Source organism: Pseudomonas sp. JDS28PS106 (assembly GCF_036706555.1).
Classification (GTDB): domain Bacteria; phylum Pseudomonadota; class Gammaproteobacteria; order Pseudomonadales; family Pseudomonadaceae; genus Aquipseudomonas.
Genome location: NZ_JBAJGT010000004.1, coordinates 1 through 18,100, shown reverse-complemented (window position 1 = coordinate 18,100; position 18,100 = coordinate 1). Strand labels below are relative to the sequence as shown.

Annotated in this window: 12 protein-coding genes, 1 rRNA gene and 2 pseudogenes; 12 read left to right on the top strand and 3 right to left on the bottom strand. The window is 60.3% G+C overall.

The window, feature by feature from the left end; translation table 11 throughout:
* Window positions 1-156: 156 nt before the first annotated feature.
* A complete protein-coding gene (locus TRP66_RS07425) occupies window positions 157-318 on the bottom strand; it encodes a hypothetical protein (protein ID WP_333400839.1) in 162 nt (53 codons plus the stop codon).
* A gap of 130 nt (window positions 319-448) precedes the next feature.
* Between TRP66_RS07425 and TRP66_RS23555 the strand changes: the two are divergent.
* Together TRP66_RS23555 and TRP66_RS23550 are read left to right on the top strand one after the other, a co-directional pair.
* Window positions 449-1,555 (top strand): annotated as a pseudogene (locus tag TRP66_RS23555) (FIST signal transduction protein); the annotation flags it as partial.
* Between the two features lie 555 nt (window positions 1,556-2,110).
* Window positions 2,111-2,467, top strand: a pseudogene (locus TRP66_RS23550) (methyl-accepting chemotaxis protein); the annotation flags it as partial.
* Between the two features lie 54 nt (window positions 2,468-2,521).
* On the opposite strand, the gene TRP66_RS07415 reads toward TRP66_RS23550, so the two are convergent.
* Window positions 2,522-4,003, bottom strand: a complete 1,482-nt coding sequence (locus TRP66_RS07415; protein WP_333400837.1) for a YdgA family protein — start codon at window positions 4,001-4,003, stop codon at window positions 2,522-2,524.
* 253 nt (window positions 4,004-4,256) lie between these two features.
* Here TRP66_RS07415 and TRP66_RS07410 point away from each other — a divergent pair, with 253 nt between their 5' ends.
* The 10 genes from TRP66_RS07410 (at window position 4,257) to TRP66_RS07365 (ending at window position 17,860) form a co-directional block, all read left to right on the top strand.
* Window positions 4,257-4,952 carry an HAD-IA family hydrolase gene (locus TRP66_RS07410; protein ID WP_333400836.1) on the top strand — a complete coding sequence of 232 codons (696 nt, stop codon included), beginning with the start codon at window positions 4,257-4,259 and terminating at the stop codon, window positions 4,950-4,952.
* 175 nt (window positions 4,953-5,127) lie between these two features.
* Window positions 5,128-6,135 carry an aldo/keto reductase gene (locus tag TRP66_RS07405; protein WP_333400835.1) on the top strand — a complete coding sequence of 336 codons (1,008 nt, stop codon included), beginning with the start codon at window positions 5,128-5,130 and terminating at the stop codon, window positions 6,133-6,135.
* 337 nt (window positions 6,136-6,472) lie between these two features.
* The gene (locus TRP66_RS07400) at window positions 6,473-7,210 is read left to right on the top strand and encodes a GntR family transcriptional regulator (protein ID WP_333401324.1); all 738 of its coding nucleotides are present in this window, start codon (window positions 6,473-6,475) and stop codon (window positions 7,208-7,210) included.
* Between the two features lie 716 nt (window positions 7,211-7,926).
* Window positions 7,927-8,697: a DUF3050 domain-containing protein gene (locus TRP66_RS07395; RefSeq protein ID WP_333400834.1), complete on the top strand. Its 771-nt coding sequence runs from the start codon at window positions 7,927-7,929 to the stop codon at window positions 8,695-8,697.
* A 35-nt stretch (window positions 8,698-8,732) separates the two neighbouring features.
* Complete coding sequence (locus tag TRP66_RS07390) at window positions 8,733-9,680, top strand: diiron oxygenase (protein ID WP_333400833.1); 948 nt, start codon at window positions 8,733-8,735, stop codon at window positions 9,678-9,680.
* The gene (locus TRP66_RS07385) at window positions 9,677-13,132 is read left to right on the top strand and encodes a non-ribosomal peptide synthetase (protein WP_333400832.1); all 3,456 of its coding nucleotides are present in this window, start codon (window positions 9,677-9,679) and stop codon (window positions 13,130-13,132) included. Before TRP66_RS07390 ends, TRP66_RS07385 begins: the two co-directional genes overlap by 4 nt.
* Before the next feature lie 34 nt (window positions 13,133-13,166).
* Window positions 13,167-13,646, top strand: a complete 480-nt coding sequence (locus tag TRP66_RS07380; RefSeq protein ID WP_333400830.1) for an SRPBCC family protein — start codon at window positions 13,167-13,169, stop codon at window positions 13,644-13,646.
* 129 nt (window positions 13,647-13,775) lie between these two features.
* Window positions 13,776-14,276, top strand: a complete 501-nt coding sequence (locus TRP66_RS07375) for a sigma-70 family RNA polymerase sigma factor (protein ID WP_333400829.1) — start codon at window positions 13,776-13,778, stop codon at window positions 14,274-14,276.
* Window positions 14,273-15,259: a FecR family protein gene (locus tag TRP66_RS07370; protein WP_333400828.1), complete on the top strand. Its 987-nt coding sequence runs from the start codon at window positions 14,273-14,275 to the stop codon at window positions 15,257-15,259. The genes TRP66_RS07375 and TRP66_RS07370 overlap by 4 nt, the downstream gene beginning before the upstream one ends.
* A 99-nt stretch (window positions 15,260-15,358) precedes the next feature.
* Entirely contained in the window at window positions 15,359-17,860 is a 2,502-nt protein-coding gene (locus tag TRP66_RS07365; RefSeq protein ID WP_333401323.1) for a TonB-dependent siderophore receptor, read from the top strand.
* A 131-nt stretch (window positions 17,861-17,991) separates the two neighbouring features.
* Here the strand turns inward: TRP66_RS07365 and rrf are convergent.
* Window positions 17,992-18,100: ribosomal RNA gene (rrf, locus tag TRP66_RS07360) — 5S ribosomal RNA — on the bottom strand; the annotation flags it as partial.

Genomic DNA, 18,100 nt, shown 5'->3' with positions numbered 1-18,100 from the left:
GAAAGGCATCTGGGCGACACTTGGCTGACGGTAGGAATATTTGCCTTTGTGCTCATATCGCTACGCGTCGCGTTGTACCTGTACCGGCGATCAAAAGGCATCAAGGACACGTGGCCGAACGACTATTAAAAAGCTTTCAATAACCGTTACTCCCCGTCAGGACAAACCTTTTTGTTCTGACGGGTCAGAACCGCCTACTGCTCGCTCCACGCCCCCTATGCCGGGTACTTCAGAGCTTTGCATGCCGTACATCGCCCCCGCCAGAAATTCTGTAATTTCGCGCACTTCTATTTCACAGGAGTTGAAAAGCGCCTGCATCCCGACGTTCTGAATCAGCGCTATAGATAGAATCTACCAGCCACGGCCTGCATTAAACGGCTTCCTGGCCGATGGCAAGGTATCAGACCTGTTTTCGGTCCTGAGCCTTTTATCTTTAGCGGGATCCAACATGAGTCTTTTTAAACGTCTTCAGGCCAAGGCGTCACGAGCCGGTGGTGTACTCAGTGTCATCACCTCGGCCCGGGATCTGAATGACAAGCTGTCGAGCGTCAGCATCGATCCTGTCTACCTGACCGGTTTCGTGTCGCCGCACGTCGACTTCGATCAGGTTGCCCGAACCATCGCGGCGCGCTTTCCAAGCGCAAAAATCAGCCTGTGCACTACGTCAGGCGAGCTGTGTTCGGATAACGATTCCCTGTACTGCGCCGCGGGTGCCCAGTGGGACCGGATCGTGCTGGCGCTGTTCGATGCCAGCGTGATCAAAAGCGCAGAAGTGGTCCATATCCCGCTGCACAGTGAAGACATTCGCGGTCGGGGCAAGCATCTTTCCATGCGCGAGCGTATTGCACGTCTGACCGACTCTATAAAGCGCGTCCAGATCAGCACTTCCATCGACCACCGTGACACTCTGGCCTATGTCACGTTCGACGGGCTATCGGCATCGGAATCCTTCTTCATGGAAGCGCTTTACGAGTCGGGGCGATTTCCATGCCTGTTTGTCGGAGGCTCCGCCGGTGGCAAGGGCGACTTTCAGAAAACCCTTATTCATGACGGCAAACGCAGTTACCAAAACCACGCCCAGGTCGTGTTTCTCAAGAGCGCGAAGAATGTGCGTTTCGGGGTGTTCAAAAGTCAGAATTTCGAGCCGACCTCGCTGAGTCTCAGCGTCCTGACAGCGTCGCTCGAAGAGCGCTACATCAGCCAGGTGGTCAACGCCAAGGGCGAGATCTGCAGCATGGTTACTGCACTGTGTGACGCGTTGCAGTGCGAGCGCCGTGAACTCGAAAGCAAACTCGCGCAGTACTCCTTCGCTATCCGGGTAGGCGAAGAACTGTTCGTGCGCTCCATTGCGCGCATCGACTATGAAAACGATCGGGTGCATCTGTTTTGCGACGTCGCTCCGGGCGAAGAGCTTGTGATGGTCAAGCGGACGTCGATGATCGATGCAACGCGCAGAGACTTCTCTCGTTTCCTGCAAGGCAAGTCGGGCAAGCCCCTGCTGGGTCTGCTCAGCGACTGCATTCTGCGCCGTCTGAACAACGGCGCTGAGCTGGGCCGCATGAATGATGTGTTCGGCGATACTCCGGTGGTTGGGTTTTCTACGTTCGGCGAAATTCTTGGACTGAATCTCAACCAGACGCTGACCGCAGTATTCTTTTTCAGAACGGACGAGGGTCAGCCGTTCCGCGACGAGTACACCGATAACTTCATCGCTTACTACGGGGAGTTCAAGGCGTTTTTCCTGCGTCGGCAGATCAAGAAACTCGCGGGGCTTAGCCATGTGGTGGTCAAGCAGATCGACCAGTTCAAACAACGAAACTTCGTACAGTCCATCGACCCGACCGGTCTGGACGATCAGATTCAGCCTGTCTTCAATGGGCTGAGCGACCTGGGCGATGTGCTTATCAAGGCTCATCAGGATCAGGAAGCGATTGTCGATCAGTTGCGTCACTACTCTGGCGAACTACACGTCTCGATGGACGAGCTGTCGCAGACCATTTCCAATCAGGAGCAGGTCATCGACAAGGCAGGCGTGACGGTCAAGAGTCTTGCCGATCAGGCCGACGACGTGGTGTTGAGCTCTCGTGAGCTGGCCAAGTCCAGCCTGCGCATTCAATCGGTGGTGCAGACCATCCAGCAAATTGCCGGACAAACCAACTTGCTTGCGCTCAACGCGGCCATCGAGGCCGCACGTGCGGGCGACATGGGTCGTGGCTTTGCGGTGGTCGCGGATGAAGTGCGCCAACTGGCTCAGAAGACTTCGCAGAACGCGAGTGACATCGGAACCGACATTGATCGCCTTGCCGAAGAGATTCGCAAGGTTGCTCAACACATTGAAGAGCAGTCGCTGGAAGTGGGCACTTTGACCGGTCTTCTCAACGAACTGGAAGGCTCCAGCGAAATGACGTCCGGCACTTCGCAGCGTACCCGCCTACTGGCCGATACCTTGGTCGGTCTGACCCAGTAATCCGGCGATACCCGTCAGAACGAATACTGTCCGTTCTGACGGGTGCCCATCGATTTACTGCCCGCTCAACGCCCCCACCTTGCCCAGCACATTCGCCAGGAACGCTTGCAGCGGCATTTTCTGGCCGTTGAAGTCCACGACGTCGTTGGCGTAGTGCAGGTTGGAGACGATGTTGTCGCCGTCGACTTTCGCCAGTTGCATCATTTCGGCCATGACGCTCGCCATGTCGCTGGCGGCGTTGGCTTGCTGGGCGATGAGGTTCAGGTCGGTCTGGCCCTCCCGAATGGCCTGCTGGGTCGCGAGGTCGCGAATCATCGGCTTGGACAGAACGACCTTGGCCTCGATCTGACCCAGTGCCTTGGCCGCCAGAACGTTGGCCGGTTGGTCCAGCGAGCCTGGATCGGCCAGGTCGATGGCAACGCGCATATGGCTTTCGCCGTTGGCGGTCTTCAACGAGAGTTTTTCCAGCTCGATGTGTGGCTTGCCGGCCAGCAGTTTTGCCAGATCGGCATTCATGCGCTGTTCGTCAGCCGGTTCGAGTTGCAGCGGTTGCTGAATACCCGATGCGGCGGCGGCTTGTTGCTGCGGCAGGATTTTGGTCTGGTACAGATCGTAGAGCGACTGGGTTGCGGCCACGTCGAAGTTGCCGATCTTGATGCCCATATGCGCCGAGCCTACGTCCTTGTCGGCGTAAGCGATCATGCCGACGTCGTAGTTGACCTGCGCGGAGAACTTGCCGCCCTCTTCCTGGGCCATGTTGGTATTGGTCAGACCGGTGATGCGCACCGCAGGCCGGCCGGCGGCCTGGAAGGCGGCGTCCTGCAGTTTCAGGCTCGAATGTCCGAGGTAGAAACCCGACTGGCCTTTGGTGCCGCCGGTGTCGAACGTCAGCCCTTTGATGCCGATGCTCACCGGGCCTTCCGGAGAATCGACGTTCATTTGCAGGTCGTCCATGTTACCGGTAACGGCCAGCTTTTCGGCTTTATCCGAGCCTTCGAAATCCATCCGCATACCGGAGAACTTGAAGGTGCCGTCGGCGTCGTTCATTTCCAGTGGCGCGAGCTGCATCCAGCCTTTGGCGGAGCGGTCGTAACCGATGGCGGTCTGGACCTTCACGGGTACCGCGCCCTTGCTCAAGGCGAACAGCTTGGCGGTACTTTCGTTGTTTTCGATCTCGGCATTGCTCAGCGCCATGACCGGCATCAGGTTCAGGGTCTTGAGGCGAGACCACGGCAGCGGCCCGTGCTCGATATGGTCGACCAGCAGCCACTGGGAACTCTGGGTGCTGTCGTCCAGGTTCTGGATGTCGACACGATAATGCGCGGTGCTGGTGAAGAAGTGCCGGTCCAGCGACACCATCTCGACGGTCACGCTGGTACTGGTGCCCTTGAAAGTGTCAGCCAGTTCCTGATTGCCCTGCTGGAGCGAGTCTTTCAAGGCGGTTTCCAGCTGCGTGCCGGTGTACCAGGCGCCCGCGGTTGCCAATGCGCCCACCACGACAACGACTCCTGCCGCTATACCTGCTGTCTTGTTCATATGACTCGTCGATATCCATTCTGCTGGTTGAGGTCTTCCCTGCTCGCCGCATGCGATCACGGAATGACAGCGGCTGCGCTGTCGAAAGGATCGAGAAGATTATCACCGGGCGCGGAGCCGGCCCAGCGCCGTAACCCGCTTTTGCGGGTCGGCGCGCGGTTTCGCTCCGGGAGAAATGCGAATGGCCCGGGACTAGCCACACTCTTGATCGAACCGTTAGTCTGGTCACGAATTGATGAGCGGATGTGACGACATGAGCGCAGAGCAAAACAAGCGACGCACGATCAAGGCCGTGATCTTCGATATGGACGGCCTGTTGCTGGATACCGAGGGCATCTACACCGAAGTGACGCACTTGATTGCCAGCCGCTACGGGCAGACCTTCGACTGGTCGGTAAAGCAGCACACGATTGGCCGGGGTGCGCGGGATTTCGCCGGATACGTGATCGAAGCGCTGGAGCTGCCGATTTCCGTCGATGAATTTCTGGAAATTCGCGAACCGATGCTCGACGAGCGTTTCCCGCGTTCAGCGGCGATGCCGGGGGCCGAGGCGCTGGTCAGGCATCTGGCCGCCAACGAGATTCCGATTGCCGTGGGCACCAGTTCTTCGGTGCATTACTTCAAGGCGAAAACCACGCTGCATCGCGCCTGGTTCGAGCTGTTCGAAACCGTAGTCACGGCCGATGACCCACAGGTCGGCGCGGCCAAGCCTGCTCCGGATATTTTTCTGGTGGCGGCGCAACGGCTTGGGGTCGCGCCGGAAGACTGCCTGGTGTTCGAAGACTCCCCATTCGGCGTGACGGCAGCCAAGGCGGCGGGCATGGCTGCGGTGGCAGTGCCGGATTCGCATATGCCACGCGAGCAGTATGCGCATGCTGATCTGGTGCTCACCTCGCTTGCCGAATTTCCGCTCCAGGATTGGGGTCTGCCGGCACTGCCGTCGTCTTGAGCACGGGGCTGGAGCCGGCTACGGTCGGCTCCTCACTGTTCCGTCGAGCGCGCAGTCCGTGACGTCGCCCGAATCGATCCTATCCTTCTAACGACCTGTCTTTTCATTCTTTCCCAGCCGGTTGCGAAGCAGCCAGTATGGGCGGCTTGCAACCCGACTATGACATGGAGGACTCATGACCTATCGCACCCTCGGCCAGTCCGGCCTGAAAGTCTCCACCCTGACCCTCGGCTCGATGATGTTCGGCGAGCAGACGAGCGCCGAAGACTCTGCACGCATCATCGACAAGGCCTGGGACCAGGGCGTCAACTTCATCGATACGGCAGACGTCTACAACGCCGGGCGCTCGGAAGAGATCGTCGGCAAGGCCATTGCTGCCCGGCGCAGTGACTGGATTCTCGCCACCAAGGTTGCCATCGGCCCGGCGGACGGAACGCCCAATCGCGCCGGCCTGAACCGCAAGCATATCTTCAACGCCCTCGATAACAGCCTGCGGCGTCTGGGCACCGACTATCTGGATATCTACTACCTGCACAAAGAGGATCACGCCACGCCGCTGGAGGTCACGGTGTCGGCCATTGGCGACCTGATTCGCTCGGGCCGTATCCGCTACTGGGGTGTGTCGAACTTCCGCGGCTGGCGCATCGCCGAGATCGTCAACGTCGCGCAGCGTCTGGGGGTCGACAAACCGGTCATCAGCCAACCGCTCTACAACATCGTCAATCGGCAGGCGGAAACCGAGCAGATTACTGCCGCCGCCTTCCACGGTCTCGGGGTCGTGCCCTACAGCCCGTTGGCACGCGGCGTATTGAGCGGCAAATATGCGCCGGACGTGACGCCCGCCAGCGACAGCCGCGCGGGTCGCCAGGACAAACGGATTCTGGAAACCGAGTGGCGTGCCGAGTCGCTGCGCATCGCCCAGCAGATCCAGGATTATGTGCAGGGCAAGGGCGTGGGCATCGTTGAGTTCGCCATCGCCTGGGTGCTCAATAATCAGGCCGTGAGTTCGGCCATCGTCGGGCCGCGTACCGAGCAGCAATGGGACAGTTATGTTCGTGCGCTGGAGGTTCGGATTACGCCGGAGGACGAGGCGTTCATCGATTCGCTGGTCACGCCCGGACATGCCTCCACGCCGGGGTTCAATGACGTGCAGCATTTCGTGTCGGGGCGGTTTGCGGGGTAGGCAATCTGCCGCGCGGCACAGCAGGACGGGGCAACGCGGTGTTCAGGCAAACCGCGTTGCGCGCATCGCCAGCAAGCTGGCTCCTACAGGTCCGTGATGCACCTTAAAGATCAGAACGATTCTCAAGCGCTCGGTTTGCGCTGCCTTTGGTTATAAAAACGCGCTGGAATGTCCATAAGCGTATAAATCCTCATGCGATCCGTTTCTAAGGACCCGCTAAAATACGGCATACGTCTCCATTCTTCCTCCGGACAGGAATATGCCCTCGCTGCACCTTGCTTCAAGCCCGCTGCCGCTCTTCTCGTTCGCTCCATACAGGTCGTAAAGTCCCATGCCTATGCGTAAATCCGACAGGGAAGCCTTTCTGTGCGCTGTGCTCGGCAACGAGCAGATTCCAGCGAACCTCGCCCGGGCCGTCATTGAGGAGAAGGTGCGCAACGCTATTCTCGATGGGAGCCTGCCCAGCGGCACGGCATTGCGCCAGCAGGAACTGGCGTCGTTGTTCGGCGTGAGCCGCATGCCGGTGCGTGAAGCCCTGCGCCAGCTGGAAGCGCAATCGCTGGTGCGGGTCGAAACCAACAAGGGCGCAGTGGTGGCGCCGCTCATTACCGAGGATGCAGTCGACGCCTATGCGCTGCGCATCCTGTTGGAATCGGAAGCCCTGCGTCTGTCGATCCCGTTGCTCGATGCCCAGGACCTGGCTACCGCCCGGCAGTGCATCGAGCTGATGGAAGTGGAGACCGACTATTCGCACATGGGTACGCTGAACCGGGCATTCCACATGGCGCTGTATGCCAAGGCGCGCAATGCCCGGCTGATGCGCCTGGTCGAGCAAGGCCTGAATGAGGAGGAGCGCTTCCTGCGTTTCAACCTGGAGAAAATGAATCTGGGCAAGCTGGCGCAGGACGACCACTGGCTGATGCTGCGGCTCGCTGAAGAAAAGTCGGTCGACGAAGCGGTCGAAGCGTTGCGATTGCACCTCAATCGCGGCGTGAAAGCTATCACTGCCTACCTGCAATCCTGTGCTGAAGCCGAAAAGAAACCCGCTCGGCGTCGCAAGCACGCTCCCGTCTGAATCATTCGCCGCGAGCCAGTTCTGCGCTCGCGCACCCTCCCCCCATTACTTCGTTCTGCTCCGTGTCCGACGGACGTGTCCCCGGAATAAGGCACACTCCCTTCTGATCAGGCGCAACCAGCTGGACGGTACGCCTGATTGGGGACGTTCGCCGCTGAATCGGCAGTGATCGTCCGCTCACTAGGACGCGCTTGAAGGAGCTTTTCAAACGGGCGTAGAGACATGGGAAGTCGTTTCCTGCACCGCCCACTTCTATCAAATAACAAACGACAACTCGGTATTACGGCAGCGCTGGACGAGGCATTCGTTCGTCATTTCCGATTTTGGCTTAGTTAGGCCGAAAGGGCTGTCTACATCCATGTAAAACTTGCTTTGAAGTTTTGCACTGACCCGATCAACTTCAAGTTAATGCAATTAAAAATACTTCGATAAAACATTTGCACAACACACTTGGTTTGTTCTAACTTTTTCCAGCAGCAATATCGGCAATTGAAACAAACGCCCGCGAAACCCTGATCCTCCCGGGCTCCTCAGCGGCAGCAATGAACCGCCGGTTTTGCCAGCACGACCGACTCGATAACAGCAGCCAACCTGGCAGGCTCTCGCTCGCCCGCAGCCCGGGCCGGCTACGCCGGACCACTGTCGGCACCGGCTGCTGTTCGAACATCGGAAACTTGTAATAACTGGATGAAGCATTCAACTTACGGAGTACGACTATGTCTTGCCAAGTGCAACTTCTGGAACACAAGAAACACGCATTGAGCCGTCACCCTCTGTTTTCCGAAATCGATTCTCTGGATGCACTGAGGCGTTTCATGGAGACCCATGTATTCGCGGTATGGGATTTCATGTCGCTGACCAAACGGCTGCAGCAGGAGTTGACCTGCACCCGGCTTCCCTGGCTGCCACCCGTGGATCCGTCCGCCGCCAGGCTGATCAACGAAATCGTGCTCGGCGAAGAATCCGACGACAGGCTCACCCAGGGTCATTGCAGCCACTTCGAGTTATACCTGGATGCCATGCGCGAGATCGGCGCCAGTACTTCGCAGATCGAGCATTTCGTGGATCTGCAGAACCGGGGCGTGGATTACGCCGACGCATTGCGACGCGTAAACGCGGACCAGGCCGCCTCCATCTTCGTTACCCATACCTTGCAAACCGCCCTGCATGCGCCGGCCCACAGTGTGGCCGCTGCGTTTCTCCACGGGCGTGAGAGCGTCATCCCACAGATGTTCCAGACCATTCTCGACCGCTGGGAGATCGGCGCGGGACAGGCGCCGACCTTTCGCTACTACCTGGAACGGCATATCGAGGTCGACTCGGAGGACCACGGACCCGCTGCCGAGCAATTGCTTGCACGCCTGGTAAACGGCGACGAACAGCGCCAGCGCGAGGTTTATCAAGCCGCTATCGCCGCGGTCGAGAGCCGTATGCAGCTCTGGGACACCTTGCGCCTGAGCATGCGGGACATGCAGGTCAGCGCCTGACGAACTTCTACCGATCCGACAAGGAAGAATCCGCCATGAAAGCAGAAGACTACCGATCGTTCGTCGACAGCTGGGAAGGCCGCGCCACCATTCGGACGCGTCCCCGCAGGCTCGTGGAAAACGACGACCGCCTGATTTATCCACTCAGCCGCCAACCGCTAGTGCTGAGCGACACCTTCCTGCGGGAATGTCCCGAATTGCGGGATTACGCGCTGGTACAGAGCCTGTACAAGTTCATCAATGATGTCGTGATCTTCGAAACCGAGATCGTCGACAAGACCGCACGCGCCATCGCCAAGAACAGCTTTGCGATCCGCTTCCCCTTCGCGTGTCGCTACGACGCCATGACGGTGGTGGTCGACGAGGATTATCACGCGCTGGTGGCGATGGACTTCATGCAGCAGACCGTCGCCCTGACCGGGATCGAGCCCATCGCGCTGCCCGACGAGATCGAACTGAGCCGGGCTATTCCCGCCGCGCTGGCCCTTGCGCCAGAGCACCTGCGCGACGCTGTGGAGTTGATCTGCGTCGCCATTGCCGAAAACACCGTGACCAATGATGTGGCGGCCTTCGCCAAGGACGACTCGGTCAAGCAATCGGTGAAGGGACTGATGGCCGATCATCTGCTGGACGAGGGTCGTCATTCCGGGTTCTGGGCTCGAATGGTGAGGATCTACTGGCATACCGCGCCGGAGACAGACCGCCAGTGCATTGCGCGAATCCTGCCGGTGTTCATCGCTCACTACCTGACCAACGACATTCAGACCGGCTTTGATTTCCGGCTGATCGAACAGTTGCCGGTGCGTGATGCGGTCAAGCGGTCCCTCAGGGAAGAAGCACAGGCGATGAGTTTTCCCATCGGTCCGCAGCATCCGCTGGTGGCCAACATCATGCGCTTCTTCAGCCTCAGCTCAATGCTGCAGGCCCCCTGCGTGCGCGAGGCGCTGGCCGACTATCTGCCGGATCAGGAGGTGCCGCAATGAAGCGCCTGAACCTCGTGCTGATCGGCAACAGCGCCGCGTTGAATCAATTGAGCGCTGAACTGGCCGATCATGGTCACGACCTCTGTCATCTGATGGCTGACGACGATTCGTCTATCGAGCGCTTGAAGCGCGCCGACCTGCTGATCGACGACGGCAGCCTCGATCCCGACCCGCTCTGCTCGACCGCGGCGGCGAGCCTGGCCCGGCTGAGCCTGCGTGTAGGTCAGCGTCCTGATCCGGAAAGCTGTCTGCCGCGGCTTGAGCTGTTGTTCTGCTACGGTTCGCTGAGCGCTCAGCGCCTGATTGTGCAGCGCGAGTTGCCGGGCGAGGCATCCGGTAACGGCCGGATGCTGCGTGACGCAGCGGTGACGACGCTGGTGGAAGACGTCGCGTTGCTCGTCAGTCGTCTGGCGCGCGACGCCCGCCATCTGGACAGCCTGCCCACCGCGCAGCCTTCGCAGAGCACTGCGCAGCTGGGTCTGCAGGCGCTTGAGCGCCTGCTGTTCATCCATCGGCTGAATCTGACTTCGCGAGCGGATCTACTCGCCCTCGCGCAAACCCCACTGATCGAGCGGTTGCGCCACAGTCTGCTCGTTCACGCCGAGCGGCCCGCCTTGCGAGTCGCAGGCGCCACGCTCAGTTATCGGGAACTGCGGGACCGGGCTTTCGCCATCCGACACCACCTGGTTTCGACGCCGGCATGGGCGGAGTCGTCCGATGAGCCGTTGGTGATCGGTATCTGCCTGCCCAAGTGCCAGGCGCTGTATGCGGGCATTCTGGCGATCCTGGATCTGGGTGCCGTCTATTTGCCGCTGGACCCTGCCCAGCCTGTACAGCGCCAGCAATTCATTCTGGAAAATGCCGGCGCTCGCCTCTTATTGCATGACGGGTCCCACCCGCTGGCGGCGGCAGAGTTTCCAGCGCTGGACATCAGTGATATCGAGGCGGATGCCACCCAGCGACCGGTCGTACTGCGCTCGCCCGATGGCGACTCGGCCTGCATGGCGCTCTATACCTCCGGCACTACCGGCCAGCCCAAGGGCGTGCTGCTCAGTCAGCGCAATCTCAGCCATTTCACGGCCTGGTACGCCGACTACGCAGACCTGACCGAACACAGCCGGGTGTTGCAGTTCTCGACGCTCGCGTTCGATTCATCGCTGATCGATATCTTTCCGACCTGGCTGAGCGGTGCCGAGCTGGTTGTCCCTGACGAAGACGAGCGGCGCGACCCGCAACCTTTGCTGCAACTGCTGAAGCAGGGTATCAGCCATGCCTTCCTGCCGCCGGCGCTGCTGAGCATCCTGCCGCTGGACGAGCCGCTTCCCGTGCAACAGGTGATGACCGGCGGAGACGTCTGCGAACCCTACGTCATCGAGCGTCTGGCCGGGCGCTGTCATTTTCATAACCTGTACGGTCCCACCGAAGCCACGGTCCTGGTGACAGCGGGCGAGTTCGAGAAATCCGGCAGCAATCGCAATTTGGGCAAACCCATCGCCAACAGTCAGGTGTGGATACTGGACGAGCAGCAGCGCCCGGTGCCTGAGCAGACCCAAGGCGAACTGTACATCGCAGGCCCCGGCGTCAGCCTCGGCTATATCGACAATCCGCAGCTGACGGCCGAACGTTACCTGTGGCTGCCGCTGCCGGACGGTCAGCGTGTGCGTGCGTATCGCACCGGCGACATCGGCAAATGGACGCCTCAAGGCATTGAGCTGACCGGGCGTCGCGACAATCAGGTGAAGATTCGTGGTTTTCGCGTGGAGCCGGAGGAAATCGAGCATTGCCTGCGCAACGCCGGGCTTTATCGCCAAGTCGCCGTTGTCATCGACGCGCAGCGCCGAATCCTGGCGTTCATCGCCCAGCCGCAAGCCGACGTCGCCACGCCTCGGCAATCCCTGGAAGCCCACGCTCGACGCCTGTTGCCCGATTACATGCAACCGGCCGTGTATACCGAGTTGGAAAGCCTGCCTTTTGCCGGCAATGGCAAAGTCGACCGCAAGGCGCTGCTGGGCATCGAGACCGGCATTGCCGTTTCGCCGTCGCGGCGTGCCCCTGAAACGCCAACCGAAGGACGATTGCAGACGCTGTGGAGCGAGTTGCTGGAGCTGCCCGGCGCCGATATCTCCACCGACGAAAGCTTCTTCAACCTTGGCGGGCATTCGATTCTGCTTTCGCGCCTGCTGCTGGGCGTCCGGGAAGAATTTGGCCGCAGCGTGCCGATCAACCGGTTCATCGAAGCGCCCACGATCCTGACGCTGGCCGCGCTGATCGACGATCAGGCGCAGGCCGCTGGCACGATCAGCCCGCAAGCACTCATCGACGCCCACGCCCCGTTGGACATGCCGGTGCTGCCTTTGAGCCGGTTGGGCGATGTTCATAAAGTCATCGTCACCGGCGCCAATGGTTTTCTCGGTGTGCATATCCTCGAAGCGATGCTGGGCTGGGGCGCTACCGAGGTGGCCTGCCTGGTGCGGGAAACCGCGGAACTGAGCGCCGAGCAGCGATTCCTTCAGGCCTTGCGCGATAACCAGCTCGAACATCTCGATCTAAGCCGGGTCACGATTCACGCCGCCGACATTTCCCGGCCCCGGTTGGGTTTGAGCGACGCGGTCTATGAGCGACTGGATCGGGATTTCGGTTCTCTGGTGCACAACGCGGCCAACGTGAACCACGTACAGGATTACGCGAGCCTGGTCCGCGACAATGTCGCGCCGATCCATGAGTGCCTGAAGCTGTGCGAAGGCCGCAGCAAGAAAATCTTCAACTACGTCTCGACGCTGTCGGCGTGCAGTTCAGTAGATGCGGACGGTCAGGTGCTGGAGCTTCCCGCCGCTGATACGCCGCCAATCTATCTCAGAAACGGCTACAACCTGAGCAAGTGGGTGGCCGAGCGGATACTCGGACGCGCCACGCAGCTGGGGGTCCAGGCCAATATCTACCGCCCCGGCAACATTGCCTTCAATAGCAAGAGCGGCGTCTGCCAGCCGGACAAGAACCGGCTGATGCTGATGCTCAAGGGCTCGATGCAGCTGGGCGTCGTTCCCGACTTCGGCATCAACTTCGACCTCATGCCCGTGGACTTCCTGGCCCGCTTCATTGGCTTTCAGGCCAGCCGGTATCAACCCGGCCGCGCGGTCTTCAACCTCCAGAATCCCCTGCCGCTGAGCTGGCGCGACTACGTAGACACCTTCCGGCTGACGGGCCTGGCCTTCGACCTGGTGAGCGTCGAGCAGTGGCAGGCCCGACTCAACGAGGTGGATAGCCGCAATGCGCTGTTCGGCGTGCTGGGGTTCTACCTGGACGGCTTCGAAGAAGACATTGGCGATATCTCGATGATCGATTTTGCCAACGCTCAAGCCGTGGTCCGGCAAATGGGCGAGACGTATCCCGGTAAAACCCCGGCGCTGCTGCACAAGGGCTGCGCCTACCTGAAGCGGATCGGGTTCATCTGATTCCGCGCCTACCTGCACGAACGAGGAGAAACACATGCATATGCAACAGCACGATCTGCAACCGGACACCTTGATCGCCAACCCGACGCAGTGCCGGGTCGTCGCCACGGTGGAAATCCCTGCCGACGCCCATGCGGTGTGGGCCGTCGCGGGCGATTTCGGTGGCTTTCATGCATTCATTCCTGCGCTGGACAGCATCGTCGTCAGCGGTGAAGGGCGCGGCTCGGTACGCCACAAGCGTTTCAAGGATGGCAACGTGGCGATCGAGCAATTGAACAGTCGCGATGACGAGGCGCTGTTCATGACCTGGAGCCTGATTCATACCAGTTTGCCGGTGCGCAACCTCTGGGCCGCCATGATGGTGGAGCCGACCGGCGCCGATCAATGCGTGGCTTGCTGGACGATCATCGCCGACCCATTGACCGGCAGCAGCGATCCGCTACCGGCTTTTGAAGCCTTCCTCCAGGGATTCGCTGACGACGCCATGCAGAACCTTCGGGCACTGTTCGCCTGATCCGAGCCTGCAACGACCCGCCGGGCTGTAGACGGCGGGTTTTGTCGTATCGGGCTGTTGCTTTTCCCACGACGCTTTCAGACAATGCGACTTATTATCATTTACGTAGCGCCAGGATGACGCGCCTTTATGCTTTCTCATGACCAAGGCCTGCATACGCTCTACGTCGACCATCATCGCTGGCTGCATGGATGGCTGCGGAGCAAGCTGGACAACGCGGCGGATGCAGCGGATCTGGTCCAGGACACGTTTATCCGTCTGCTGCATCGGCGCGATCGTATCGAACTGCAAGCGCCGCGCGCGTTTCTGCGTACCGTCGCCAAAGGTCTGGTCATCGATCACTGGCGCCGCGAAGAAATCGAGCGGGCGTATCTGGAGGCGCTTGCGCATCGTCCCGAGCTTGAGTCGCCGTCCCCGGAGTCCCGCGAACTGGTGTTCGAACTGCTGGATAGCATCGCCAGAATGCTCGATGGCCTCAAGCCCAAGGTCCGACTGGCGTTTCTGTTGGCGCAATGCGAGGGCTTGTCCCACAAACAGATCGCGGCGCAGATGGGTGTCTCGCTGCGCTCCGTCGAGCGCTATGTCGCCGACGCGCTCTATCACTGTTACCTGTTGCGATACGAGGCATGAGCCTGGATTCGCAGACACATCAGCCGTCTTCGCAGGTGGTCAGGCAGGCCATTCAGTGGTCGCTGCGCCTGCAAGGCGAACCGGCCTGCTCGCGCCTTTATGCACGGTGCGAGCGCTGGCGAGCCGAGAATGCCGAACACGAATGTGCCTGGCAGCGCGTCCAGACGCTCAACGGCGAGCTGAACCGCCAATTCCAGGCGTTGCCCGTACCATCGGCGGCGCTTCAGGCGCTGGATAACAGTAAGCGACGCCTTGATCGCCGACAGGCACTGAAGCTGTTGTCGGGGGTGGCGGTGCTGGGGTCGGGGGCCTGGCTGGCGCGCGATGCGGGGCCAGTGCAACAGTGGCGCGCTGATTACGCGACCCGTGTCGGGGAGCGCGGCAGTTTCCGTCTGGCGGACGGCACGCGGCTGCAACTCAATACCGACAGCGCGGTGGATCAGCATTTCGGCGGCGGGCGAAGGTCGGTCGTCCTTACCCGAGGCGAGATACTGGTAGTCACCGATGGGGGTCAGCAGCGTGCATTACCGCCGCTTCAGGTCCATGGTCGACATGGACTGTTCGAAACCCTCAACGGGCGTTTTGTCGTGCGTCAGGATGAGCAGCGGACCAAGGTGAGCGTGAGCGCGGGCGAACTCTTGATCCGCTTGCCGGGTGCAGACGCTGTCCCGGTCCGCACTGGTCAGGAGTATTGGGTGACCAGCGGGCGGGCCGGCCTGATACAGAACCCGGACATGGATGCCAGCGCCTGGGTCGATGGCCTGATCGTGACCCGCAACATGCGTCTGCGGGACTTCCTCGCCGAAGTGGCCCGCTACCGCAGAGGTCATCTGGGCTGCACGGATGAGATCGCAGACCTGCGCTTGTCCGGAGTGTTTCGTCTCGACGACACGGACAAGCTGCTGGCAGTACTGCCAAAGACCCTGCCTGTGGAGCTCAGCTCGCGCACGCCCTGGTGGGTGACCCTGCGCGGACGGGCTTGAGCCCCATTCTTTTTGGCGGGTTTTGCGGGTTCGTCCGGCTAAGAGAAATCACCCTCCCTTTCGGAACACCCAATGATCCGGCAACTCGTCTCCAATCGAATGCGTCTTGAACATCATGCTTACCCGATCTGCGATGCAACAGCGCGAAACAGACTCCGCGTCGCGGTTCGCCTGGCTCTGCTGACGACTGCCCTAGGCGGGGCCGTCCTGCCGAGCTACGTATCGGCACAGGACGCGGCCGTTGTGGCCACCGGTGTGCGTGACTATTCCGTTACCCAAGCTCCGTTGGGAGACGCGCTGAACCAGTTCGCACGCCAGGCGGGAATTACGCTTTCCGCCACGCCGCAGCAGACCTCGGGCGTGCAATCGCCAGGGCTGAAGGGCCGCTACACCGTCGATCAGGCCTTGGCGATTCTGTTGAGCGGCACGGGGCTGCAAGCCGCATCCGCGGATGGCAATGCCTATGTACTGCATCGCGCCGAAACCGAAGCGCTGGCCTTGCCGACCACCGACATCCGCGGTTTCGCGCTGGGCAACGCGCTGGGCAGTACCGAAGGCTACAACGCGACACACAGCCAGATTGCCACCAAGACCAGTACAGCCCTGCTGGAAACCTCTCAATCGGTCTCGGTGGTCACTCGTCAGCAGATGGACGATCAAGGCTCGCAAACCGTCTCCCAGGCGATGCGCTACACGCCGGGCGTGCTGACCAATCCTTATGGCGCCACTCACCGATACGATTATGTCGCCATGCGCGGCTTTAACGATGGGGCTGTGGATAACATCTATCTGGATGGCCTCAAGTCGATGGGAGACAGCGGCACCTACAGCACCATGCAGGTGGACCCGTACTTTCTTGAGCGGGTCGATATTCTCAAAGGCCCGTCGTCGGTTCTCTATGGACGCAGCTCGCCCGGTGGGCTGGTGGCGTTGACCAGCAAGAAGCCGCTTTATGAGCCTTATCACCAGATCCAGGCCACGGTCGACACGCAGGGCCAGCGCGGAATGGGATTCGACTTCAGCGGCCCTGTGGACGACGACAAGCGCATCGCTTATCGCCTGACAGGCCTCGTGGACAAGTCCGACACGCAGTTCGACCACGCTGAAGAGAAACGCTATGCGTTGGCTCCGACGGTCAGCATCGACTTCTCCGAAGACACGTCTCTGACCTTGCAGGCCTATCTCCAGCATGACCCCGAAGGCGGCTACCACGGAGGTATCCCGGCTGACGGCGGCCTGCATCAACGCAACGGTCGGCGTATCTCCGAGCACTTCTTCGACGGCGAGCCGGGCGTGGACGGTTACAGCCGGGATCAGCAATCCTTTGGTTACCAGTTCGAGCATCGCTTCAACGATACCTTCACGGCCCGGCAGAACTTCCGCTACCTGGACTCCAAGGTCGAGCTCGATCAGGTCTATGCCTATGGCTGGACGAGCCCGACCAGCAATGAGCTGAACCGCTATTACTCCGGCGGTGACGAGCGACTGCATTCGTTCATCGTCGACAACATGCTGCAAGCGGAATTCTTCACCGACAACGCCAAGCACACCTTGCTACTGGGCGCTGACTACCAGCGGCGCAAAACCGTCGTGGACTGGCGCAGCGGCTCGGTTGCCTCCCTCGACGGCTTCGATCCGGTTTACGGAAACTCCGCGATCTCTTACTACAGTCCCACCAGTTACCTGAGGCGCCTGGAGCAGACCGGCGTCTATGCCCAGGACCTCATCGAGTGGAATCAATGGCGGTTCTCTCTAGGGCTTCGCCATGACTGGGTGGAGACGTCGGATGAAAACCGGATCGCCGAGTCAGGGCGGCCCGAAGGCACTGAAATCAATGACAAGCGCACCAAGACCACTGGCCGCGCCGGCGTGTTGTATCTGTTCGATAACGGTATCGCGCCTTACCTGAGCTACTCGGAGTCGTTCAACCCCAACTCCTACTCCGACAGCGCGGGGAATCCTCTGGCGCCTACCGACGGCAAGCAGTGGGAAGCAGGCATCAAGTATCAACCGCCGGGCACGGACGACCTGTACACCGCTTCGGTGTTTCGCATCGATCAGGAGAATCTGGCGTCCAAGTTGCCGCAGGAAAACTTCTATCGTCCGGTAGGCGCGGTTCGCTCACAGGGCCTGGAGCTCGAAGCGCACATGCAGCTGACCGGGCGTTTCAAGCTTTTGGGCAGTTATACCTTCACTGATATCGAGTATTCGAAGTCAATGCCCAGCACCTTGAGCACGCCGGACAATGTGATCGAGAACAAGGGCAACTCTCCGACCCAGGCGCCCAGGCATATGGCCTCGCTCTGGGGCGATTATGCGTTCAACAGCGGAACGCTGGACGGCCTGCGTGTAGGCGGTGGCGTGCGATACGTGGGATACAGCTGGGCGGATGCCGAGAACACCATGAAGGTGCCTTCTTACACTCTGTATGACGCCTCGGTGGGCTACGACCTCGGCAAGGTGGGGCTCAAAGGTCTGGACGTACGCGTCAACGCCAATAACCTTACCAACGAAAGCTACATCGCGTCCTGCGCGAGCCTGAGCTACTGCTACGTTGGAGAAGAGCGCAATGTCAGCGCAACCCTCAGCTACGAGTTCTGACGTTCCTGGATAGTCCGCTGGCCAGCGCCGGAAACGAGCGCTGGCTTTTTTATGCCTGGTCTCCTGCATTTGCAGAACCCGGAAAAGACAAAACCCCTGTCTGCATGCGCAAACAGGGGTTTCGGAATGAATCTTGACGATGACCTACTCTCACATGGGGAAACCCCACACTACCATCGGCGATGCATCGTTTCACTGCTGAGTTCGGGATGGGATCAGGTGGTTCCAATGCTCTATGGT

Excerpts from the sequence above, each read along its gene's own strand:
- TRP66_RS07425 (WP_333400839.1), bottom strand. The coding sequence starts at position 318 with ATGCAGGCGCTTTTCAACTCCTGTGAAATAGAAGTGCGCGAAATTACA.
- TRP66_RS07415 (WP_333400837.1), bottom strand. The coding sequence starts at position 4,003 with ATGAACAAGACAGCAGGTATAGCGGCAGGAGTCGTTGTCGTGGTGGGC.
- TRP66_RS07410 (WP_333400836.1), top strand. The coding sequence starts at position 4,257 with ATGAGCGCAGAGCAAAACAAGCGACGCACGATCAAGGCCGTGATCTTC.
- TRP66_RS07405 (WP_333400835.1), top strand. The coding sequence starts at position 5,128 with ATGACCTATCGCACCCTCGGCCAGTCCGGCCTGAAAGTCTCCACCCTG.
- TRP66_RS07400 (WP_333401324.1), top strand. The coding sequence starts at position 6,473 with ATGCGTAAATCCGACAGGGAAGCCTTTCTGTGCGCTGTGCTCGGCAAC.
- TRP66_RS07395 (WP_333400834.1), top strand. The coding sequence starts at position 7,927 with ATGTCTTGCCAAGTGCAACTTCTGGAACACAAGAAACACGCATTGAGC.
- TRP66_RS07390 (WP_333400833.1), top strand. The coding sequence starts at position 8,733 with ATGAAAGCAGAAGACTACCGATCGTTCGTCGACAGCTGGGAAGGCCGC.
- TRP66_RS07385 (WP_333400832.1), top strand. The coding sequence starts at position 9,677 with ATGAAGCGCCTGAACCTCGTGCTGATCGGCAACAGCGCCGCGTTGAAT.
- TRP66_RS07380 (WP_333400830.1), top strand. The coding sequence starts at position 13,167 with ATGCATATGCAACAGCACGATCTGCAACCGGACACCTTGATCGCCAAC.
- TRP66_RS07375 (WP_333400829.1), top strand. The coding sequence starts at position 13,776 with ATGCTTTCTCATGACCAAGGCCTGCATACGCTCTACGTCGACCATCAT.
- TRP66_RS07370 (WP_333400828.1), top strand. The coding sequence starts at position 14,273 with ATGAGCCTGGATTCGCAGACACATCAGCCGTCTTCGCAGGTGGTCAGG.
- TRP66_RS07365 (WP_333401323.1), top strand. The coding sequence starts at position 15,359 with ATGCGTCTTGAACATCATGCTTACCCGATCTGCGATGCAACAGCGCGA.